We start from the raw sequence: 20,118 nt of genomic DNA on the forward strand, positions 1-20,118 counted from the left end.
TTGAAAGTACCTTTCCCCGCTTTTCCGGAATTATTCCTGGAAAAGCGGGGTTGCTTTTTTTAAAGTACCCTTACTTAGTACGCGGAAAGTACCTCTGAGTTACTAATTCTTATTTTTTAGGATAACCGTAGTAGGGGCTTTTCTTGGTAGCCGTTTCCATAAGATCATCAACCACTCTGGATGCTGCACTTCGCATACCCCTTGGCAACTTAGCATCATACTGCCAGAGAACCTTGCTCAACTCCTGATCGTACAGCTCCAAGGTTACTTTTGTATTGGAAGAATATGGTGTACCGCCATAGCGTTGAGCCGGACCGCCACCAATGAGAAAATCGAAGGTCTTAGCTTCCGAATCCGTCATTTTTCTTTTTAGTTTAAAATGTGCCGTAAGAATGGCATCCACACCAAGTACTTCTGCTATTTCATTTGGCGAAGCCATCTTTCCTTCAAAGTACCCTGCTTCTTCTAATAATAGATTAGTATCCTGAATTCTCTGAATATCCACCAGGATACGCTTCTGCGTTTTCCCCATTAACATCCAGGTATAGATTCGTTGCTGGTAGTTCAATGACTCCCGTCTTTCCTGGTCCCGAAAAGCGTCAGAATTTCGTTCATTTCCCCCTTGAATTGAAACCTCCGGCGGGATGATAGCCATCATTCGGTGCGTAGAGGCACGTGCACGGGAGTCGGGGCTCTGGTAGTTTTTGGGGCCGCAGCCGCTAAATAAAAGGCTGAGACTAAGTACCAGAGCAAGAGGAGGTAGTTTTAGTGGCATAAACTGGTGTGTTAAATTCTATGTGTCGCTACAAAGGTAAGGTACCTTCGCTTTTACCCAACACGATGTAACGGCCAAAGTACCCCGTCCCAAAACATTTCGCCCGCTCGGGAGTATACTTTTACAGCATTACGACTAGGGCATGAGTATCTGGGACATCTTCAAGCGGCTGCAACCTTTCGTCCGGCCCTACCGGCGGCTCATCCTGTTTGCGTTGCTGCTCACGCTGCTGGGCTCCCTCACGGCCCAGGTCAATCCCATCATTTTACGCTACACCGTGGATACCATCCAGACCATGCTGGACCGCGGCTCAGGCGTGGCGCAAGGTACCTGGCTACTCACCGAAATCTCCCTGGTGCTGTTTGCCAAAGAGCTCATCAATACCTTCATTGTGTTTGGGCAAAGGTACTTTGGCGAGAAAATCCGCATCCAGGTGTCGAGCGAACTGTCGCAGTCGGCCGTGGACCGCATCCTGAGCTACGGGCTGCGCTTTTACAGCGACAACGACAACCAGAAAGGCAAGCTCCAGACGCGCATCGACCGGGGCGTGGAAAGCCTTACGAAGCTCATCCAGAATTTCTTCATCGACATCCTGCCGCTTTTTGCCAACGCCATCGTGGCGCTGGGGGTGATGTTTTCGGCCAATGTGTACGTGGGTAGCATTGCGCTGGGCATCCTGCCGATCTACTTCTGGGTGAGCTACCAGCAGGCCGACAAGCTGCAGGGCGTACGACGCAAGCTCAAAACCCAGCGCGAAAATAAGAGCAGCGGACTCATCAACCTCATCGAGTCCATTCTGGTGATCAAATCCTTCGTGCGGGAACGTTTTGAAGGCAAGCGGCAGTACGGGCTACAGCAGGAGCTCATGGCCTCGCAACTCAAAACCCGCCGCACCAACTTCCTCTTCGACGGCATCAAGAGCTTCGTGGAGCAAATCGGCGTGGTACTGATCATCATCCTGACGGCCTACCTCGTGCTGGATCAGCAGATGTCCATCGGGGCCATCATGTTTCATATCCTGCTGTTCAACAACGTGTCGGCACCGATCCGACAGCTGCACCGCATCTACGACGAAATGAACGACGCCCTTACCTACTCCGAGGGCTTCTTCGACATCCTGGACGACAACCTGGCCGCCGAAACGGGAGGTACCTACCAGCCCGCCCAGATCCGGGGGTACTTTGAGCTGCGCGACGTATCCTTTACCTACCCCAACGGCACCCAGGCCCTGCACCACGTGAGCATGAGCATCCGCCCCGGCCAAACGGTGGCGCTGGTGGGGCTATCGGGCGCGGGCAAAAGTACCCTCATCAACCTGCTGGTGCGCTTCTACGCGCCCGACTCGGGCCAGATCCTGCTGGACGAAGTACCCCTGGAGCAGTACGACCTGCCCACGCTCCGCGACGACCTGGGCATGGTACTTCAGAAAAACCATATTTTTAAAGGCTCCATCGAAGAGAACATCCGCTACGGCAAGATGGACGCCAGCCACGACGAAATCGTCCAGGCCGCGCGGCAGGCCTACCTCCACGACCAGATTATGGAACTACCCCAGGGTTATGAGTCGGACGCCCAGCTGCTCTCGGGCGGGCAGCAGCAACGGATTTCCATCGCGCGGCTATTCCTGAAAAATCCGCCGGTTATTTTCCTGGACGAGCCCACCGCCAGCCTGGACGCCATCGCCACCGAGCAGATCAAAAACAGCCTCGACGCCATCAAGCAGGGCCGCACGGTGGTGATCATCTCGCACAGTCTCTCCCAAATCATCGACTCCGACTGCATCTACGTCATGAAAAAGGGCCGGGTAGTGGAGCACGGTACCCACGAGGAGCTCTACGAGCGCGAAGGTACCTACCGCGAAATCTTCGACGCCTCGGCCAAAAGCCTCAATCTCGACAAGATCGCCCGGACATTCGACAAAGAATAAAAAGGTACTTTGTATCTTTGGCTCGCTCACCCCCATTGCCAATGGGGGTGTAATCAATTTGCGTTTTAAACGCGAGTCTGATGTCAGCCCAATTGGCAATTGGGCTGAGCAAGTTAGGCAAATACAAAGTACCTTTTCCCTAATCAACCTACAATGAAAAAACAACCCTTAGTACTTCTCTTTCTCCTAAGTACCTCCCTGGCTTTTGCTCAAAGTACCTCTAAAACCGCTGGTAACCCCGTATTTCCCGGCTGGTACGCCGACCCGGAGGGGATTATCTTTAACAATACCTACTGGATCTACCCTACCTACTCGGCTCCCTACAACCAGCAGGTTTTTCTGGACGCCTTCTCCTCACCCGACCTCGTGACCTGGACCAAGCACAGCCGCATCCTCGACACCACGAGCATCCGCTGGGCCAAGCGCGCCGTATGGGCACCGGCCATTGTGCAGAAAGACCAAAAGTACTACCTCTTCTTCGGGGCCAACGACATCCAGAGCGACCAGGAGCACGGCGGCATTGGCGTGGCCGTGGCCGACCGTCCCGAGGGTCCTTTCAAAGATCACCTCGGCAAGCCGCTCATCGACAAGTTCCATAACGGCGCACAGCCCATCGACCAGTTTGTGTTCAAGGACAAAGACGGCCAGTACTACCTATTTTACGGCGGCTGGCGGCACTGCAACGTCGCCAAGCTCAACGCCGACTTCACGGGCTTTGTGCCCTTTCCCGACGGAAGTACCTTCAAGGAAATCACGCCCCAGGGCTACGTCGAGGGACCGTTTATGTTTATCCGTAACGGCAAGTACTACTTCATGTGGTCGGAGGGCGGCTGGACCGGCCCCAACTACTCCGTAGCCTACGCCGTAGCCGACTCGCCCTTTGGGCCCTTCGAGCGCGTGGGCAAGATCTTGCAGCAAGACCCGCAGGTAGCGACCGGGGCCGGGCACCACTCCGTGATCCAGGTACCTAACCAGGACCAGTGGTACATCGTGTACCACCGCCGTCCGCTGGGCGAAACCGACGGCAACCACCGCGTGACGTGCATCGACGAAATGCACTTCGACGAAAAAGGACTCATTAAGCCCGTCAAGATCACGCACGAAGGCGTGAAGGCGCGTCCTCTTAGGTAAGCCCAAAAGGTACTTTGACCTACAAAAGATTTCGTTGTCTTGCGAATTAATAGCACAAAAAGAGTACTTTTACGCTTTATGTTATCGTAGATAGTAAACACCAAATTCGCTCACGCGCTTATGAAACGATTGTACTATCCCCTGATTCTGCTGCTAGCGGCGCACACGCTGATGGCCCAGGAAGTCAGTCAGGAGGCCATGCAGAAGATCCGCAAGGAAGGCCTGGAAAACTCCAAAGTGGCCGACATCGCCTTTCGCCTCACCGACGCCTCCGGGCCGCGCCTCACCAACTCGCCCGGCTACCAGCGCGCCGCCGAGTGGTCGGTGGATCAGCTGAAAAAGTGGGGTCTCCAGAACGCCCGGCTCGAAGAGTGGGGGGAATTTGGCAAAGGCTGGCAGGTAGAGAAAAGCTACATCGCCATGACCAAGCCCTACTACATGCCCTTTATCGCCATCCCTAAAGCCTGGACGGGAGGTACTTCGGGGCCCATCACGGGCGAGGTAGTGGTAGTGGATATCAACCAGGAGGAAGACCTCAAAAAATACGAGGGTAAGCTCCGGGATAAGATCATCCTGATCAAGGGCGAAGCCAATACCGCGCCTACCTTCAAGGCTGACGCCGTGCGCTACACCAGCGAAGACCTGGACAAAATGGCCGATTCCGAAGCCTTCGGCTCGCGCAATTTTACGCCCGAAATGCTGGAAAGGTACCGCGCCATGCGCACCTTCCGCAACCGGGTCGATAGCTTCCTGCTGGCCCAAAAAGTGAAGATGGAGATCGTGGCACGCCAGGGTAAGCACGGTACCTTCTTCACCAGCAACGGTGCCTCCTTCCGCGGCGACGCCCCCGAGCCGGGTCCGTCGTTTGAGATGGCCCCTGAGCACGCGTACCTCATGGCCCGCCTGGCCGAGAACGGCATCCCCGTGACGGTGGAGGCCGACATCAAAACGACCTTTTATAACAAGCTGACTTCTTCCAACGTCATCGCCGAAATTCCTGGCACCGACCCTAAGCTCAAAGACGAAGTAGTAATGCTGGGTGCCCACCTTGACTCCTGGCACGGAGCCACCGGTGCTACCGACAACGCCGCCGGAAGTACCGTCATGATGGAGGTGATCCGGATTCTGCAAACGACGGGGCTGAAGCCCAAGCGCACCATCCGGATTGCGCTGTGGTCGGGTGAGGAGCAGGGGCTGTACGGCTCGCGCAACTACGTCAAAAATACCTTTGGCGACCCGCAAACCATGAAACTCAAGCCCGCGCACGAGAAGCTTTCGGCCTACTACAACATCGACAACGGCACGGGGCGCATCCGGGGCGTGTACCTGCAGGGCAACGAAGCCGTGCGGCCCATTTTTGAGAAATGGCTCGCGCCCTTTGCCGACATCATTGACCATCCCACCGTTACGCTGCGCAACACCGGCGGTACCGACCACGTAAGCTTCGACGCGCTGGGGCTGCCGGGTTTTCAGTTTATTCAGGATGGCATCGAGTACGGCAGCCGCACGCACCACACCAACGTAGATACCTACGAGCGCCTGGTGATGGACGACCTCAAGCAAATGGCTACCATCGTGGCGGCCTTTGTGTACAACACCGCCCAAATGGACCAAAAACTACCCCGCAAGCCGCTGCCCAAAGCACCGGATTCGGTCGGTAGATAGTTGGATGCTGGTTAAAAGTACCTGATCGTACATCAAAAAAGGAAGTGAGGCGAAGTACCTTGCTTCCTTTTTTTGTAGGCGATGAAGGGCAAATCGCCCAACGCGAAAATTCAGTACCTTTGGATCTAAAACAGCAACTCATGGCAGAATTCGTAGAGCGCTATATCAATCCCTTCACCGACTACGGCTTTAAGCGCCTCTTCGGCGAGGAGCCTAACAAAGACCTGCTAAGGGATTTCCTGAACGTACTTTTGCAGGAAGAACAAGGTGAGATCGTAGACTTGACCTACCTCAAAAGCGAGCACCTGGGTACCAGCGAGCTAGACCGAAAGGCTATCTTCGATCTATATTGTGAGAATGACAAAGGCGAGAAATTCATTGTCGAGCTACAGAAGGCCAAGCAGAACTTCTTCAAAGACCGCACCGTCTACTACTCGACCTTCCCTATTCGGGAACAAGCCAAGCGTGCCGACTGGAATTATGAGTTAAAGGCCGTCTACACCATCGCCATTCTGGATTTTGTGTTTGACGAAGACAAAAACGATCCGACCAAGTTCAGGTATGATGTCAAGCTCACCGACACAGAGACCAAGCAAGTATTTTACGACAAGCTTACGTTCATCTACCTGGAAATGCCCAAGTTCAACAAAACGGTCGATGAACTGGAAAGTCGGTTTGACAAGTGGCTCTACGTCTTGAGAAATCTGAATCGCCTAGACAAGGTACCTGACAAACTCCGCGAAAGAGTCTTTGAAAAGCTCTTTGAAACGGCCGAGATCGCCAAATTCACTCCGGATCAAATCCGCTCCTACGAGGACAGCTTGAAGTACTACCGCGATTTGAAAAATTCGTTGGATACGGCCAAAGAAGAGGGAATCATGGAGGGCTTTGAGAAAGGAATCGAGAAAGGAATTGAAAAAGGGATTGAAAAAGGAATGGAGAAAGAAAAGGTAGAAGTGGCCAAAAATGCTTTAAAAATGGGGCTATCCATGCAGGCCATTATCCAGCTAACGGGATTGAGTGAATCCCTCATTGAGCAACTAAGAATAAAGCTGGAGTAAGTACCTCAAAAAGACAAGTAACCCATGTGATTTTCCTAGCACCAGGCGGCCGTCCCGGCCGTGGAGCAGCTCACGCGGGTATTTGCCAAAGAAGTAGGGGCGCGCCACATCAACGTCAACTCCATCTCGCCCGACCCCACTGACACCGAGCTCCCTGCTCCCGCCAGTTTGCAACTGGTGGTGGTGTTCGATCACCAACAGCCATAGCGCGGTTTCTAAACTGGCGACATTTTCCCCAAACCCTACCGAAATAACTACGGGATGCGCCACTGGTACTTCACGGCCAGGATGCGGATGACAATGATGAGCGCCGAGACCGCGATGAAGGCCGTGTTGCGCTCCGCGCCCAGGTAGTCAAGTACCAGGTACGCCACTGCCCCGGCCAGGCAGGCGGTGGCGTACACCTCCTTGCGGTAGATGATGGGAATCTCGTTGGTGAGCGTATCGCGGATCACCCCACCCATGACGGCCGAAAACATGCCCATGATGGCGGCGATCTCGGGCCGGACGCCCAGCGAGAGGGCCTTCTCGGTACCGACGATGGTAAAAAGCGCAATACCGAAGGTATCAAACAGGAAGAGCGTGCGGCGCAGGTGCATGAGCTGCCGGTAAAAAACAAAGGTAGCCAGTACGCCCGCCAGAATGGCGTACAGGATGGTGATGTCACTAATCCAGACGAGCGGATAGCTACCCAGCAGGACGTCGCGCAGGGTACCGCCGCCGATGGACGAGATGAAGGCCGTGAAGGTAGCCGCGAACCAGTCGGGGCACGAAGCTAAAAACGTGGAGCTTTCCTTCAGCACACCATGGCGAAACATGTTGTTGGGCGTTCGGGGCCAATTCTTTTGCGGATGGACTATCCCTTTTAACGGTCAGTACTTGCGGTTTTTATTATTTCATAGAGTGCCTGGGAAGAAATACGGTTGTCAATCGGCCAAGTACCTGGACGTGGCGCAAACCACTCACCCGCAATCAGGCGCGGTTCTCTAAGCGGGGGGTAGTTCTGACACGGCTGCACAGTAAAGCGCATCGTGAAGCGGAATACCTCGGCTGTAGCCGCCGAGTAGGTGTAAAGGGAGTAGAAGCTTCATGAGGAGGAGTTTTATTTTTTTCATTAGGACGAAAGCGATTGGGCATGGTGAATCCCCCTTTTTAGAGGGCATCATCCTGCCGAGCTAGGTTATTAAGGCCAAAAGTACCTCTTATGAACCGGGAAAATACGTTCTGGTGGGCAGTGGTGGGGTAATTGGGAAATGCCGGACCCTGAAAGACGCAGCTAAGACAATGCCATGTTCTGGGGCAAGCCACCCTGCCAGGCCGAAGTGGTCAACGACATCAACCACTGGCTCATCACTTCCTACAAAGGACTGAAGTACGACTTAGAGGAGTTGGCTGCCAAGGTAGACGAGACTTTTCGCAGCCGGGCTCAGCAGAAGGAAATCACCAACCCAGCGGCCTGCGCCTGGAGTGTGTGGGTGCAGGCCAACCTGTGCTTCGATGTGCTGAAGGTAACCTAAGACGCGTCGGACGCGTTTTTCTACCTCTTATCCACCCTACCTTTCGGCCAACCAGGACCACTACGGCGGCGACAGCCTGGACGACTTCCGCGCGCTGCTGGATGCCTGCACCACCATGAAAGGAACGTTTTTGCTCAGCAGTTAGTCATAAGAGATCCTGATGAAGTACCCCAGCAGTTCGGCTGGAAAAGTGAGGACCACGTGAAAGCACTCTGCGTGGATGGACGCAGGAAAGAGGCCCAAACGAAGGGAGAGTGCCGGACCTGGAACAACTGGCCTTACTACTCACAACAAGTAACTCTAGTAAAGCTGATTGTCGGTATTGGAACGATAAAAAAAAATTAAATTTTGTTTAATTTACTTTAAACAAACTCGAGGAAAAGTGGTAGTATAGCAAGCTCCAATCTCCTACCTACACCTACGATGTATCAAATAAATAGTACCGAGCCCAGGTCACCCTATGAGCTAAGCGGTATCCGAATTTTGGTGGTTGAAGATAACCCCATTAATACGTTTGCCCTGGGAGCTTATCTAAAGCGATGGGGGTGTGTTTTCGATGTAGCATCCAATGGACTCGAAGCCCTTCAGAAGCTGGATTCAAGCTTCGATCTCGTGCTCATGGATATTCACATGCCAGAAATGGACGGATTAGAAGCCACGCGCTTGCTGCGGCTGCGGGGAGAGATTTTACCCATTATTGCCCTGACGGCCGACTGTACCCTGGATGTTCAGCTCGACCTTTATGAGGGGGGCTTTTCGGCCGTACAATATAAACCTATTCAACCCAAGAATCTCCTGGATTTGATCCTGCATTTGAGAAGCCACCATCCGATCGGTACCCTTGGAATTCCTGATGAAATCCGGCCGGAACAACCCGCAGCTAGGCTATACTTAGGGGGAGGGGCTACACCAGCTCAGGCGCGCTTCTAATCACGTAGATCACCGAAAGGGGCTCCTCCCGGCCAATGTGCGGCCCTTGTACCTGTTCAGCGCTTTGGTAGAGCTTGGTTTTGACCTGCTGAATTCGATAGGAATTGCCCTGAATCGTGATAAAGGTACCGGGATAAAGGCGACCAATACCCAATGGCATGTCCGCCGAGCAAACGGCGGCCAGATCATCGGCTTGGTCAGCAAAGTAAATGAGTCGGCGGTCTTCGAGTTCAAAACGCAGGGTGCTGGGGATACCTGTCATCAACTAGGGTTTTAGAGGGGGAAAGAACAGTACAAAGGTACCTTTCGCGCCTAAGGCGGAAATAGGACCTAAATCATATTCTAGGGTGATGGAATTGATGTTCGTACATTTAATTTTGAACAATAGCCTACTGAACACTGTTCATTAAATAGTGAATAAGATCACCCTCTTCCATAAACATGACATCACCCCAGGCCGACCAGGCCGACCCAATACCCGCAAATCCGGATAAAACCGCCCAGATCCACCTTTTGCTCGTGGATGATAGTAGTATCAATTGCTTTGCCCTGCGCGCTTACCTGATCAGGCGGGGCTTTGCCGTCACCATCGCCCAAAATGGGCAAGAAGCGTTGGAAAAATTTGATACGGGCGTGCACCAGCTAATTCTCATGGATCTTCAAATGCCAGTGATGGATGGCTACCAGGCGACGCGCTTGTTGCGCGAGCGGGGGGAGGTATTACCCATTGTGGCTTTGACGGCCAGCCTGCCCCAGGAGGTAGAAGAAAAAGTCTATGCAGCAGGCTTTTCCGGTATTTTAAATAAGCCGGTCGATCCGGATCAATTTATTAGGCAAATTTATCAGTTGCTCGGTGCTGAATCATCGGACTAACCGTTGTACATCGCCTCTTCCTTCTCTGGTAAGCCCTGCCCGACTGCGGGGCTCCTTTCGAGGTCCTTTCTCCCCAGCCAAGGGTCTGTCCACCTAGCTACCCACCCACATCTGGGTTAAGAACAGGGACAATTTGGAGATAACCCATCCTACAAATCGCCAACAAGCCTTTGTCAAACGCGCCGTGCGCGGCCTGCAACATCCCCGCGCCGGGGTGATGCTTCCCGGCAGCCCCCCCCTCCGGGCGTGTCACATCCGTGTCTCCCAAGCGGGGCACTGCATCGAAAGCCCCGAAATACGATCCCTGAAAGAGCCGTAGAACCTGCTAGGTCCCATAGCCCTGGCTGATGCGCGGGGAGGCTACCCCCGGCCGGTCTTATCTCGCATTTGCGATTTTTTGCCGCCGCCTTGTCGCACCAATCATCCTTAACTGCAAGGGCCTGCCACATCGGCAGGCCGATCCTTCCCGGCAGTCCGTTTTTGAAGGCCAGGTACTCTAGCCGCCGCAAACCAGGATCAACGCCCGCTTGCCTTTGTCAACAACAGGCCATCCATACCCGCTGAAAAAGTCCTGTTTTTTGAACCTATTACCGCAGCTCTACAGGCTTTGTCAAAAATTCCTTTTTTGAAGTTTTTCCTCAAAAAGTAAAAGGACCGGGATCCACAAGGTTCCTATCACCCCTCATTCCCCTCCCCAAACGTCCGCAGGAAAGCGGAATTTGCGCTCCCATTTACTGACGGTGGCGCAGAGAGCCCAGGAAAAGCCGTTATTTCTTTATACGATACTACCGGTACGTTACAATCAACATTCAACAATTCGATTGTTTCCAAGATTTTAGAATAATTTTTTACTAATTTCGACATACATATTGGGGTTTGTTTATCGACTTTAAGATTATGAAATTCAGTATCTTAAACCAATATGTGCGTATTTTTCTTCCGTATTATATTTCACCCAACGGGTTATAAATAAAGACTTTTTTATCTGAGTTACTAAACCCTTTGAAGTAGCAGCGAGGGAGAGTATGATGTGCCTTTGGTTCAGATTTTGCCATAGTCTAACTTTGTGATCCCTTCTATTTTATTTCCCTTGCTGCCTCCAGTTTGCAACTGGTGGTGGTGTTCGCTGTCCGGTTTTATTTATCACCAACAGCTATAGCGCGGTTTCTGAACTGGTAGTAGCAGAGAGACATTCCCCCCCTACCGAAAAAAATCCGGGATGCGCCACTGGTACTTCACGGCCAGGATGCGGATGACGATGATGAGCGCCGAGGCGGCGATGAAGGCCGTGTTGCGCTCCGCGCCCAAGTAGTCGAGTACCAGGTACGCCACCGCCCCCGCCAGGCAGGGGGTGGCATATACCTCCTTGCGGTAGATGATGGGAATCTCGTTGGTGAGCGTATCGCGGATCACCCCGCCCATGACGGCCGAAAACATGCCCATGATGGCGGCGATCTCGGGCCGGACGCCCAGCGAGAGGGCCTTCTCGGTACCGACGATGGTAAAAAGCGCAATACCGAAGGTGTCAAAGAGGAAGAGCGTGCGGCGCAGGTGCATGAGCTGCCGGTAAAAAACAAACGTAGCCAGTACCCCGGCCAGGATGGCGTACAGGATGGTGATGTCGCTAATCCAGACGAGCGGATAACTACCCAGCAGGACGTCGCGCAGGGTACCGCCGCCGATGGACGAGATGAAGGCCGTGAAGGTAGCCGCGAACCAGTCGGGGTGCTCGGTGTCTTTGACGGCCAGCGCTCCCGAAATGGCAAAGGCAAACGTCCCGACGATTTCCAGAATGTATTGAATGCTCATAAAGTACCTTGGTCTGTCAAGTACCTTTAAACTAACGCCTTACGGTAAAATCAGCGTAGCCCACTACCGCGCCTTCCTCGGTATGTACCTCATCGACCCGCGCCAGCAGTGGCCCCTCGTGGCACCAGCACACCAGCGCCAGCAGCGGCGGCTCCGGTCCCTCGGCTTCGATGTACACCTCGCCGTTGGGTAGGTTCTGGGCAAATCCTTTGAGGCCCAGCTCCTGTGCCTTTTTTTCGGCCGAGGCGCGGTACCATACGCCCTGCACGCGTCCCCGTACGGTAATCTTCAGGTGTTTCATGGTTAGGTATTACCGGTTTTTACTATTTCCCTAACACCGTAATGGTAAAGGTGTTTCGGGTACATTGCACGACGGTTTGGTCGATCCTGGGGAAGGTACTTTCGTTCACCATGCGGCGCCAGGGTTCGTTGCGCGCGTCGCCGTTGACACTCACGATGAAGATGCCGTCCTGGCGCAGGTACCTGGCCAGCCGCCCAAGTACCTTATCCACCGAGCCGCCGTAGTAGATGGCCTCGTTGATGATGATGCAATCAAAATCCGTGTCGGGCACGTAGGTGTTCATGTCGGCCACGAGGTACCTGGTCTTTTCGTTTTCGTGGCCTTTCCCCTTGGCCACGGCCACGTCCGAGACGTCCGTGGAGTAGTAGAGGCTGTACCGGGAGGCGTCGAAGCGTTGCTGTAGGTACCCCTCCCCCGCCCCGATCTCCAGGATGCGGCCCTGGGGTTTCAGGAATTGGGCGTAGCCCGCAATCACGCTGAACCGGCTCAGTTCTTCCAGGTCGCCCAGGGTACCCCAGCGGCCCGTTTCGTACTGGTAGTTGAGCCGATCGCGGTCGCGGCGCAGTACTTTCCGGTTGAATAAATTCTTGATTTTCGTAAAAAAAGCCATAGGTAAAAGGTACTTTGGACGAGCCCCGAGGTTTTCTGGTCCGAAGATAGGCGGTCGCCCTGAACCTAGCAGGTACTTTACGGATTTTATTTGAATGAATCGTTGGGCCTGGGTTCACAGGTACTTTCGGTGCCGCCGATTTTTTGGGGTCGTTGGGCCAAAAGGTACCTTTGAATAAAAATGGGTGCGAAGGTATTTTGGAAGAGCCGCTCGTAAGAAGAGAGTCAGGAAAAAAAATCGATTTTTTTAGAAAGGTACCTGGGGCCCGGTGGTATCTTTGACAAACTACCCGTACCAAGGTACTTTACCAACCTACATCTCTATGACCAAACGTCTACTCCTTCTTTTACTAGGGTACTTGGTTTATGTTCCCCTTTTCGCCCAAACCTACGACCTCATCATCCGGAACGGTACCCTCTACGACGGCTCCGGCGGGGTACCTTACACGGGCGACCTGGCCATTCAGGGGCAACGCATCGCGGCCATAGGTACTTTCAAAGGCAAAGCCAAACGGGAAATCAACGCCCGCGGACTGGCCGTAGCGCCGGGCTTCGTAAACATGCTCAGCCACGCCTACAGCTCGCTGCTGGTAGACGGCCGCTCGCTGTCGGACCTGCGCCAGGGCGTCACGCTGGAAGTTTTTGGCGAAAATTCCATGGGCCCGCTCTCCGAAGCCATGCGGCAAGACATGCTGGCCCAGCAGGGCGACTACAAGTACGAAGTACCCTGGACTACCCTGGGTGAATTCCTGACGCACCTTGAAAAGAAAGGCGTGGCGACCAACTTCGCTTCCTTCGTGAGCGCCTCGGAGGTACGGGAGCACGAGCTGGGACAAATCAACCGCGCGCCCAACGCCGAAGAGCTCCGCCGCATGAAAAAGCTGGTGGAACAGGCCATGCAGGAAGGGGCCATGGGCCTGACCACGATGCTGATCTACGTACCGGCTACTTTCGCCACCACCGAGGAAATTGTGGAGCTGGCAAAAGTGGCCGCAAAATACGGCGGGATGTTTACGGCCCACATGCGCAGCGAGGGCAATCGCCTTGAACAGGCCGTGGACGAAATGTTTCAAATCAGCCAGCAGGCGCAGATCCCGACGGAAATCTACCACCTCAAATCCGCCGGACAGGCCAACTGGCCTAAGCTGGACCGCGTTATGGCCAAGATCGACAGCGCCCGCCGGGCGGGGCTGCCCATCACCGCCAACATGTACAACTACACCGCCGGAGCCACCGGCCTGGACGCCGCCATGCCGCCCTGGGTGCAGGAAGGTGGCCTGCAGGAGTGGCGCCGCCGCCTGCAAGACCCCGCCCTGCGCCAGCGCGTAGCCACCGACATGACCGACCCCACCCAAGCCTGGGAAAACCTGGCGCTGGCCTCCGGCCCCGACGGGATGCTGCTGCTGGGTTTTAAGCAGGATTCGCTAAAAAAATACTCCGGCCAAACCCTCACCGAAGTGGCGCGGCTACGCGGCCAATCCTGGACCGAAACGGCCATGGACCTGGTGGTGCACGACGACTCCCGCGTGGGCGTGGCCTACTACATGATGTCGGAAGAGAACGTCAAAAAGCAAATTGCCCTGCCCTACATGCGCTTCGGCTCCGATGCGGGCTCCATTGCGCCGGAAGGGTTCTGGCTGAAGGCCAGCCGCCACCCGCGTACCTACGGCAATTTTGCGCGGCTGCTGGGCAAGTACGTCCGCGACGAGCGGGTCATCAGCCTGCCGGAGGCCATCCACCGCCTCACGGCCCTGCCCTGCCAAAGCCTGAAGATCAAGGAACGCGGCCTGCTACAGGTAGGTTACTACGCCGACGTGGTGGTTTTTGACCCGGCTACCATCCAGGATAAAGCCACTTTCGAAAAGCCGCACCAACTGGCCGAAGGCGTGGTACATGTATTGGTAAACGGCACTCAGGTACTTGACAACGGCAGCCATACCCACGCCATGCCGGGCCTGGCCGTGCGGGGGCCCGGCTGGAAGCCAAAATAGCGCCTACTTGACTACCCTTGGAAGGAGGAACGCCGGGTACTTGGAAGTGCTCCGCGCGGCTTCGCCCGGATTCATCCCCGACTTTGCGACGTTGGTGCTGGTTTTAGGGGTACTTCGTCCGATTTTACTTCTGGGGAGCTCCGCCACTAGGTACATTTGTATCAAGCAATTCGGGTAAAACCCCCAACGTAAATTACTTTTATTGACCTAACTAACCCGGAAACCATGGAAACGATTAACCCCGATGGAACCAACCCATTCAGCAACGTGAACCTGAACGACCCAACCTCCCTGGAATCGTCTCGTAACAAGTACCTGTGGAAGAAAGCCAAAAATCGCGCGGCTTTTAAAATCCACCTCCGTACCTACCTCATCGTCAACAGCGCCTTGTGGTTGTTTTACTTGTTCATGAATCTTCAAACGGACAACTACCTCCACCCCTGGCCGATCTGGTCCATGCTGGGTTGGGGCATTGGGCTGGTGTCTCACTACTTTTCGGCTTATAGCAATCTCAACGAGCAGAGTATGGCCGAACGCGAGTACATCAAATTGCTGAAAGAACGTAACGAATTGAATTAATCCTTTCCATAAACAGAACTCATGGAATCTACCAACGAAAAACTCTGGCGCATCGCCCGTCAGCGGGCCCGGGTAAAAAACAACGCCATCAGCTACCTGATTGTCAACACCTTTCTCATCGGAATATGGTACTTTTCCAGCGGCTACAGCCATTTTTTCTGGCCTATGTTTCCGCTCATCTTTTGGGGAATGGGCCTGGGTTTTGAGTACTACCACGCCTACCACGACAACGGCGGGGTAGCCGAGCGCGAGTACCAAAAGCTATTGAAAGAAGAAGAACGCTCACGGCGCTAGGCAAAATATGCCGAATACCGGAAAGGTAGGCTCATCATGAGTCTACCTTTTCACGATACGCTTTGTCAGCATTTGTTCACCCATCCGGACCCGTAAGATATACCCCCCTGGAGGTACTTCGTCGAGGTTTAGGATCGCCTCTCCCCCTTGCATTTCCTGCTCTCGCTGCGTACGTCCCAGCGCATCGAGTAGCTCCAACCGGGCCGTAGCTGGCCCCCCCCAGCCCTGAATCCGGACCGTCAGCGCGCTGGTGGCGGGCACGGGATAGGCCAGTAGTGAAGGAGAAAAAGCCCGGTCTTTGATACCAAGTATCGGTATAACCTCCACCACCACGCGTTCTCCCTGAGGTACCTGGGGCCCGCACTCGTTACTCACGCCGGTCAGAAAATAGCTAGCTGTTTGCACCGGCCTTACTTCCCAACGATACGGACTGGTTGAGGCCGTGAGGCTGAGCTCGGGACCCAGGCCAGCATCGGTACTGTCGCGGTAAGAAAATGTCCAGGGCGCATGGCCCGTAAAGGCCACCGACAGGGTAGCTACTTCACCGGCGTAGACCGTCTGGCTGCCCGTCAGCACAGCGGTTGCTAGCGGCTTTATGGTTATTTCCAGCCTACTTCGCCCGCTCTCGCAGCCCCGTATACGTTGACCCACGTAGTAGGCAAAGGTACCTACTTCATCGGTGGCAGGCAGTACCTGGCTCCCCAGCGAAGTACCCCCTTCGGCTTCCAGGTACCACTGCAATTCCTCTCCCTGCGCCAGCAGCGGCTGAGGTGGGGCGTTCTGGCAATAAACAACGCCGAGGCTATCGACCCGAGGTACCTCCGGGATGGCGTTGACCGTCACGGCCACAGAGGCGCGCGCGCTTTCACAGCCAAAAAGCAGCTGACTAACGTAGTAGGTACTTACGCCCACTATATGGGTATTAAGTGCGGGCGGGGTACCTGAGCTCACACCTCCTACGCTATCGGTATACCACCGAAAGTCTGCCCCGACGGGCTCTAGCAAAGGGGCCGTGGCTCCCTCACATACTTCGATCGGCACTACCTGCGGAGGCGCGGGGCGTGGTACCAGGTTGAGGGTGTAGGGGGTACTTTCGGTAACGGGACGGCTACTCACAACCTTGATCTGGGAAAAGCCCGGAGACAGATCGTCCGGAAGCTTGGCTTTCAGTGAAGTACACTGGGTTGCGGCGGCACTGGCAAGTACCCTTTTGTTAGTCCCCGCGCCCCAGTCAGACAGTTCGAGGCGGAACAGATTCCCGGCCTCAAAATCCCCACCTGATACCACAAAGGTGGCTTCGATGCTGTCGCCCGGACAAAAGGACGACTTGTTGAGGTGCGTGATCGTAATGACCGGATCAGGCAACGAAAGGGGTAACGTGATTTCGTGAAAATAATGAGTTGCGGCGGGATCACGAAAGTACGCATTCTGTACCTCATACAGGGGCATCCAGTGGTAGGCGCTTATGCCCTGGTAGGTTGCTTTGATCAAAAAATTGCAGTAGCGAATGTGCCAGGGGTAGTTGATTTCGGCCGGCCCGAAAGGATTGACAGGAAAAGAATAGACCCCGGTTGTGTTGGTGTTCTCACTGAGATAAGGCGTGGGCGATACGGTATACGAAAACCACGGAATCGCAAATAGTTCCAGGTGTACATTGGGCAGGAGCCTTCCTTTCTGGTCCAGGGTTTTAAGGCCGAGTGTGGGCGTAAAAGCCTTGGTAATGTAGTCTTCGTTGGGTATCCGGTTTCCGCCCGTCCGATTCAGAATATGCACCGTGTGCTCATCCCAGCTGATGTTGTCGTAGGGGTAGTTCATGATGGAATTTATGGGCTCAAAACGCGTCCCATTCACCAGGTTTTTGGCGGCATCTACGCCCAGCGCATAGATGTCAATGGCCCCGCGCGCGTGCCCAAACTCATGGGTGAGGCCGTCCGTAGCATACCCTCCGAAGGGACCACCCCAACTATTCCAGTCCCACTTATGGCAAATAGTAGCCCAGGAACCGTACCACCCGCCGCCCGATTGGTCGGTTGAAAAACCATCGATCACGAGCTTGTAGTCGTGCCCCGGATGAGGTTTGAAAATTTCGGTCTGCACCGATTGGTGGAACGATGCGTCAAAGACGTACACCAAAGTGGCCGTAAAGTCGAAGACACCGTGGAATTGGTCGGTCCGATTAAAGTTGGCGCTAACCGTAGCCAGCTGTTCCCGCACTATAGTCTCAATGTCTTTGGCATAAAGCTGCTGGTAGTAATCAGCCGTTTTTTTCTCTACGGCTACCAGTACGGTAAAACGCCAGGTTTCTTTAGCCTGCACCGAAGCGCTCAGCAAAGTACCCTGCAAAATAACCAGCAGGCAAACAGCAATCCGACAGGGCCAGGCCATGAGTTTACGGAGGAAGGAGGCAGGAATTTATACCCTTCCAAAGGTACCCGAAAGCCCAAGATTTTTTTTACAAAATTATGCAGTGCCCTTACAACATTCTGCTAACTCTACACCGCCACCGGGGCTTTGATGCCCGGCCAGGGATCGTAGTTTTCGAGCGTAAAATCCTCGAACTGGAAATCAAAAACGCTTTTCACGGCGGGGTTGAGCCGCAGGCTGGGCAGCGGGCGCGGCTCGCGTGAAAGCTGTAGCTGAACCTGCTCCAGGTGGTTGAGGTAGATGTGCGTATCGCCGCCGGTCCACACAAAATCACCCGGCTCCAGCCCGCACTCCTGCGCGATCATGAGCGTGAGCAGGGCGTAGCTCGCAATGTTGAAAGGTACCCCCAGAAACACATCCGCCGAGCGCTGGTAGAGCTGGCACGACAGCCTGCCGTCGGCCACGTAAAACTGAAACAGCGCGTGGCAGGGCTGCAAGGCCATTTTGGAAAGATCCGCCGGGTTCCAGGCCGTCACCATGATGCGCCGGGAATCCGGACTTTTTTTTAGGAGCGTAAGTACCTCCTGGAGCTGGTCGATCACCCGCCCGTCGGGGGCTTCCCAGCTCCGCCACTGCTTGCCATACACGGGGCCCAGGTCGCCGTTGGCATCGGCCCATTCGTCCCAGATCGACACGCCTTTTTCTTTCAGGTACCTGATGTTGGTATCGCCTTTCAGGAACCACAGCAGCTCGTGAATGATCGAGCGGGTATGTACCTTCTTGGTGGTCACGAGCGGAAAGCCGTCCTGTAGATTGAAGCGCATCTGGTACCCAAATACGCTGAGGGTACCCGTGCCGGTGCGGTCGGTTTTGCGGGTACCTTTTTCCAAAATATGACGTAAAAGGTCGTGGTACTGCTGCATAAGGATCAGTGGGGTGGTTTGATGTTTTCGATGGCTTCTTCCAGCGTCAGCTCGTGCGTAATCGCCGCCGAGCCTTCCAGCTGGGCTGTGGCCGAGCAGTACTTTTCCATCGAAAGCTTGATGGCCCGCTCTATTTTGGTTTTGTCGAGGTTGTAGCCGGCGAGCTTAAAGTGCAGGTGGATGTTGCGGTAAGGCTTACGATCGGTGTTGTCTTCCTTGACGCGCTCGCCTTCGGCCGTGATCCGGAAGTCGGTAATTTCCTGCCGTTGCTTTTTCAGGATGAGCACCACGTCGATGGCACTGCAGCTGGCCAGGCCCATCAGGAGTAGCTCCATGGGGCGCACGCCCAGATTTTGGCCACCAATGTCCTGCGAGGCGTCAATATGGACCAGCGCTTCGGATGAGCCGCTGGCCTCAAAATGAAAGGCGTCGTCACGGCGTACAAGTTCTATTTTCATGGTGGTTTGTTTGCGATGGAAACCGGGTACTTTTAGCAAGTACCTCCGTACGGGTACAAAAGTCCGATTACTTTGCGAAAGGTTCAAATAAAAACCAAAAACTCTCGCGGGTTCCGATTCTTTAGCCCTACTTTGTACCCAAGCCATCCTACCCTTTACGCTATGCAAAACGTAGTTAACGACCTTCGCCTGGCCGTCCTGATCGACGCCGACAACGTACCTTACGCCAACCTACAGGGTATGCTGGAGGAAATTGCCAAGTACGGCACGCCTACCTTCAAGCGGATCTACGGCGACTGGACGTCGCCGCGCCTGGCGGGCTGGAAAGGCGTACTGCTCGAAAACGCCGTCACGCCCATTCAGCAGTACAGCTACACGGCGGGCAAAAACGCCACCGACTCGGCCATGATCATCGACGCCATGGACATTCTCTACACGGGCCGCGTGGATGGTTTCTGCATCGTGTCCAGCGACAGCGACTTCACCCGGCTGGCCATCCGGCTCCGCGAAGCGGGCATGAAGGTACTGGGGATGGGCGAAAAGAAAACCCCGGCGGCTTTCACCTCGGCCTGCGACCGCTTCATCTACATCGAAATTCTGGGCCAGCAGGCCGAGCCTGCCGAGAAAACCACTCCGCAAAAAAGTACCTCTAAAGTAGTCCGTTCGGACCGAAAACTAGTAAAACTAATAGCCAGCAGTATCGACGACATCGCCGACGAAGACGGCTGGGCGTTTTTGGGCGAGCTGGGCAACCTGCTGCTCAAGAAACAGCCCAGTTTCGACGCCCGCAACTACGGCTTCAACAAGCTGGTACTGCTCATCAAGAGCCTGGAGGCTTTTGAGGTCGATGAGCGCGAGTCGGGCCGGGGCAACAGCCGACACGTTTTCGTGCGCAACAAGTAGTACCAGGG

22 protein-coding genes are annotated in these 20,118 nt (G+C 54.7%); 13 read left to right on the forward strand and 9 right to left on the reverse strand.

The window, feature by feature from the left end; all coding sequences use genetic code 11:
- Positions 1 to 109: 109 nt before the first annotated feature.
- The gene (locus HNQ92_RS25870; protein WP_184178946.1) at positions 110 to 658 is read right to left on the reverse strand and encodes a hypothetical protein; all 549 of its coding nucleotides are present in this window, start codon (positions 656 to 658) and stop codon (positions 110 to 112) included.
- 259 nt (positions 659 to 917) lie between these two features.
- Between HNQ92_RS25870 and HNQ92_RS25875 the strand changes: the two genes are divergently transcribed.
- The 5 genes from HNQ92_RS25875 to HNQ92_RS25895 all read left to right on the forward strand — a co-directional run bounded on the left by HNQ92_RS25875 (position 918) and on the right by HNQ92_RS25895 (position 6,766).
- Positions 918 to 2,702 carry an ABC transporter ATP-binding protein gene (locus tag HNQ92_RS25875; RefSeq protein ID WP_184178948.1) on the forward strand — a complete coding sequence of 595 codons (1,785 nt, stop codon included), beginning with the start codon at positions 918 to 920 and terminating at the stop codon, positions 2,700 to 2,702.
- A 153-nt stretch (positions 2,703 to 2,855) separates the two neighbouring features.
- On the forward strand, positions 2,856 to 3,833 hold the full coding sequence (locus HNQ92_RS25880; protein WP_184178950.1) for a glycoside hydrolase family 43 protein: 978 nt from the start codon (positions 2,856 to 2,858) through the stop codon (positions 3,831 to 3,833).
- A gap of 120 nt (positions 3,834 to 3,953) precedes the next feature.
- Positions 3,954 to 5,498 carry a M20/M25/M40 family metallo-hydrolase gene (locus HNQ92_RS25885; protein WP_184178952.1) on the forward strand — a complete coding sequence of 515 codons (1,545 nt, stop codon included), beginning with the start codon at positions 3,954 to 3,956 and terminating at the stop codon, positions 5,496 to 5,498.
- A 140-nt stretch (positions 5,499 to 5,638) separates the two neighbouring features.
- Positions 5,639 to 6,559: an Rpn family recombination-promoting nuclease/putative transposase gene (locus tag HNQ92_RS25890; protein WP_184178954.1), complete on the forward strand. Its 921-nt coding sequence runs from the start codon at positions 5,639 to 5,641 to the stop codon at positions 6,557 to 6,559.
- Positions 6,560 to 6,619: 60 nt separating this feature from the next.
- Positions 6,620 to 6,766 (forward strand): SDR family oxidoreductase, encoded by a 147-nt coding sequence (locus tag HNQ92_RS25895; RefSeq protein WP_343063047.1) that lies wholly within the window; start codon positions 6,620 to 6,622, stop codon positions 6,764 to 6,766.
- A 47-nt stretch (positions 6,767 to 6,813) separates the two neighbouring features.
- On the opposite strand, the gene HNQ92_RS25900 is transcribed toward HNQ92_RS25895, so the two are convergent.
- Positions 6,814 to 7,377 (reverse strand): trimeric intracellular cation channel family protein, encoded by a 564-nt coding sequence (locus HNQ92_RS25900; protein WP_184178956.1) that lies wholly within the window; start codon positions 7,375 to 7,377, stop codon positions 6,814 to 6,816.
- A gap of 471 nt (positions 7,378 to 7,848) precedes the next feature.
- On the opposite strand from HNQ92_RS25900, the gene HNQ92_RS25905 reads away from it, so the two are divergent.
- Together HNQ92_RS25905 and HNQ92_RS25910 are read left to right on the forward strand one after the other, a co-directional pair.
- A complete protein-coding gene (locus HNQ92_RS25905) occupies positions 7,849 to 8,076 on the forward strand; it encodes a hypothetical protein (RefSeq protein ID WP_184178958.1) in 228 nt (75 codons plus the stop codon).
- Positions 8,077 to 8,499: 423 nt separating this feature from the next.
- The gene (locus tag HNQ92_RS25910; protein WP_184178960.1) at positions 8,500 to 9,006 is read left to right on the forward strand and encodes a response regulator; all 507 of its coding nucleotides are present in this window, start codon (positions 8,500 to 8,502) and stop codon (positions 9,004 to 9,006) included.
- Here HNQ92_RS25910 and HNQ92_RS25915 read toward each other — a convergent pair.
- Positions 8,981 to 9,268: a hypothetical protein gene (locus HNQ92_RS25915; RefSeq protein WP_184178962.1), complete on the reverse strand. Its 288-nt coding sequence runs from the start codon at positions 9,266 to 9,268 to the stop codon at positions 8,981 to 8,983. The genes HNQ92_RS25910 and HNQ92_RS25915 overlap by 26 nt on opposite strands.
- A gap of 179 nt (positions 9,269 to 9,447) precedes the next feature.
- On the opposite strand from HNQ92_RS25915, the gene HNQ92_RS25920 reads away from it, so the two are divergent.
- Positions 9,448 to 9,879: a response regulator gene (locus tag HNQ92_RS25920; protein ID WP_184178964.1), complete on the forward strand. Its 432-nt coding sequence runs from the start codon at positions 9,448 to 9,450 to the stop codon at positions 9,877 to 9,879.
- A 133-nt stretch (positions 9,880 to 10,012) separates the two neighbouring features.
- Complete coding sequence (locus HNQ92_RS25925) at positions 10,013 to 10,198, forward strand: hypothetical protein (RefSeq protein ID WP_184178966.1); 186 nt, start codon at positions 10,013 to 10,015, stop codon at positions 10,196 to 10,198.
- A gap of 881 nt (positions 10,199 to 11,079) precedes the next feature.
- Here the strand turns inward: HNQ92_RS25925 and HNQ92_RS25930 are convergent.
- From HNQ92_RS25930 to HNQ92_RS25940, 3 genes are read right to left on the reverse strand one after another with little or no spacing between them, the layout of a single operon-like run.
- Positions 11,080 to 11,688: a trimeric intracellular cation channel family protein gene (locus HNQ92_RS25930; RefSeq protein WP_184178968.1), complete on the reverse strand. Its 609-nt coding sequence runs from the start codon at positions 11,686 to 11,688 to the stop codon at positions 11,080 to 11,082.
- Positions 11,689 to 11,719: 31 nt separating this feature from the next.
- Complete coding sequence (locus HNQ92_RS25935; RefSeq protein WP_184178970.1) at positions 11,720 to 11,989, reverse strand: acylphosphatase; 270 nt, start codon at positions 11,987 to 11,989, stop codon at positions 11,720 to 11,722.
- Between the two features lie 22 nt (positions 11,990 to 12,011).
- Positions 12,012 to 12,599 (reverse strand): class I SAM-dependent methyltransferase, encoded by a 588-nt coding sequence (locus tag HNQ92_RS25940; RefSeq protein ID WP_184178972.1) that lies wholly within the window; start codon positions 12,597 to 12,599, stop codon positions 12,012 to 12,014.
- Positions 12,600 to 12,921: 322 nt separating this feature from the next.
- Between HNQ92_RS25940 and HNQ92_RS25945 the strand changes: the two genes are divergently transcribed.
- From HNQ92_RS25945 to HNQ92_RS25955, 3 genes are all read left to right on the forward strand, one after another.
- Positions 12,922 to 14,589: an N-acyl-D-amino-acid deacylase family protein gene (locus HNQ92_RS25945; protein ID WP_184178974.1), complete on the forward strand. Its 1,668-nt coding sequence runs from the start codon at positions 12,922 to 12,924 to the stop codon at positions 14,587 to 14,589.
- Positions 14,590 to 14,814: 225 nt separating this feature from the next.
- A complete protein-coding gene (locus HNQ92_RS25950) occupies positions 14,815 to 15,168 on the forward strand; it encodes a 2TM domain-containing protein (protein ID WP_246440870.1) in 354 nt (117 codons plus the stop codon).
- Between the two features lie 21 nt (positions 15,169 to 15,189).
- A complete protein-coding gene (locus HNQ92_RS25955) occupies positions 15,190 to 15,462 on the forward strand; it encodes a 2TM domain-containing protein (RefSeq protein ID WP_184178976.1) in 273 nt (90 codons plus the stop codon).
- A 42-nt stretch (positions 15,463 to 15,504) separates the two neighbouring features.
- Here the strand turns inward: HNQ92_RS25955 and HNQ92_RS25960 are convergent, their stop codons facing one another.
- From HNQ92_RS25960 to HNQ92_RS25970, 3 genes are all read right to left on the reverse strand, one after another.
- Positions 15,505 to 17,847 carry an Ig-like domain-containing protein gene (locus HNQ92_RS25960; protein WP_184178978.1) on the reverse strand — a complete coding sequence of 781 codons (2,343 nt, stop codon included), beginning with the start codon at positions 17,845 to 17,847 and terminating at the stop codon, positions 15,505 to 15,507.
- Positions 17,848 to 17,954: 107 nt separating this feature from the next.
- Positions 17,955 to 18,749 carry a thymidylate synthase gene (locus HNQ92_RS25965; RefSeq protein ID WP_184178980.1) on the reverse strand — a complete coding sequence of 265 codons (795 nt, stop codon included), beginning with the start codon at positions 18,747 to 18,749 and terminating at the stop codon, positions 17,955 to 17,957.
- 5 nt (positions 18,750 to 18,754) lie between these two features.
- The gene (locus HNQ92_RS25970; RefSeq protein ID WP_184178982.1) at positions 18,755 to 19,207 is read right to left on the reverse strand and encodes an OsmC family protein; all 453 of its coding nucleotides are present in this window, start codon (positions 19,205 to 19,207) and stop codon (positions 18,755 to 18,757) included.
- Positions 19,208 to 19,369: 162 nt separating this feature from the next.
- On the opposite strand from HNQ92_RS25970, the gene HNQ92_RS25975 reads away from it, so the two are divergent.
- Positions 19,370 to 20,110 (forward strand): NYN domain-containing protein, encoded by a 741-nt coding sequence (locus HNQ92_RS25975; RefSeq protein WP_184178984.1) that lies wholly within the window; start codon positions 19,370 to 19,372, stop codon positions 20,108 to 20,110.
- Positions 20,111 to 20,118: the final 8 nt, after the last annotated feature.

Source organism: Rhabdobacter roseus (assembly GCF_014202275.1).
Taxonomy (GTDB): domain Bacteria; phylum Bacteroidota; class Bacteroidia; order Cytophagales; family Spirosomataceae; genus Rhabdobacter; species Rhabdobacter roseus.

Excerpts from the sequence above, each read along its gene's own strand:
- HNQ92_RS25935 (WP_184178970.1), bottom strand. The coding sequence starts at position 11,989 with ATGAAACACCTGAAGATTACCGTACGGGGACGCGTGCAGGGCGTATGG.
- HNQ92_RS25955 (WP_184178976.1), top strand. The coding sequence starts at position 15,190 with ATGGAATCTACCAACGAAAAACTCTGGCGCATCGCCCGTCAGCGGGCC.
- HNQ92_RS25950 (WP_246440870.1), top strand. The coding sequence starts at position 14,815 with ATGGAAACGATTAACCCCGATGGAACCAACCCATTCAGCAACGTGAAC.
- HNQ92_RS25905 (WP_184178958.1), top strand. The coding sequence starts at position 7,849 with ATGTTCTGGGGCAAGCCACCCTGCCAGGCCGAAGTGGTCAACGACATC.
- HNQ92_RS25910 (WP_184178960.1), top strand. The coding sequence starts at position 8,500 with ATGTATCAAATAAATAGTACCGAGCCCAGGTCACCCTATGAGCTAAGC.
- HNQ92_RS25915 (WP_184178962.1), bottom strand. The coding sequence starts at position 9,268 with ATGACAGGTATCCCCAGCACCCTGCGTTTTGAACTCGAAGACCGCCGA.
- HNQ92_RS25930 (WP_184178968.1), bottom strand. The coding sequence starts at position 11,688 with ATGAGCATTCAATACATTCTGGAAATCGTCGGGACGTTTGCCTTTGCC.
- HNQ92_RS25965 (WP_184178980.1), bottom strand. The coding sequence starts at position 18,749 with ATGCAGCAGTACCACGACCTTTTACGTCATATTTTGGAAAAAGGTACC.
- HNQ92_RS25945 (WP_184178974.1), top strand. The coding sequence starts at position 12,922 with ATGACCAAACGTCTACTCCTTCTTTTACTAGGGTACTTGGTTTATGTT.
- HNQ92_RS25975 (WP_184178984.1), top strand. The coding sequence starts at position 19,370 with ATGCAAAACGTAGTTAACGACCTTCGCCTGGCCGTCCTGATCGACGCC.
- HNQ92_RS25880 (WP_184178950.1), top strand. The coding sequence starts at position 2,856 with ATGAAAAAACAACCCTTAGTACTTCTCTTTCTCCTAAGTACCTCCCTG.
- HNQ92_RS25875 (WP_184178948.1), top strand. The coding sequence starts at position 918 with ATGAGTATCTGGGACATCTTCAAGCGGCTGCAACCTTTCGTCCGGCCC.
- HNQ92_RS25920 (WP_184178964.1), top strand. The coding sequence starts at position 9,448 with ATGACATCACCCCAGGCCGACCAGGCCGACCCAATACCCGCAAATCCG.
- HNQ92_RS25885 (WP_184178952.1), top strand. The coding sequence starts at position 3,954 with ATGAAACGATTGTACTATCCCCTGATTCTGCTGCTAGCGGCGCACACG.
- HNQ92_RS25970 (WP_184178982.1), bottom strand. The coding sequence starts at position 19,207 with ATGAAAATAGAACTTGTACGCCGTGACGACGCCTTTCATTTTGAGGCC.
- HNQ92_RS25890 (WP_184178954.1), top strand. The coding sequence starts at position 5,639 with ATGGCAGAATTCGTAGAGCGCTATATCAATCCCTTCACCGACTACGGC.
- HNQ92_RS25900 (WP_184178956.1), bottom strand. The coding sequence starts at position 7,377 with ATGTTTCGCCATGGTGTGCTGAAGGAAAGCTCCACGTTTTTAGCTTCG.
- HNQ92_RS25960 (WP_184178978.1), bottom strand. The coding sequence starts at position 17,847 with ATGGCCTGGCCCTGTCGGATTGCTGTTTGCCTGCTGGTTATTTTGCAG.
- HNQ92_RS25940 (WP_184178972.1), bottom strand. The coding sequence starts at position 12,599 with ATGGCTTTTTTTACGAAAATCAAGAATTTATTCAACCGGAAAGTACTG.
- HNQ92_RS25870 (WP_184178946.1), bottom strand. The coding sequence starts at position 658 with ATGATGGCTATCATCCCGCCGGAGGTTTCAATTCAAGGGGGAAATGAA.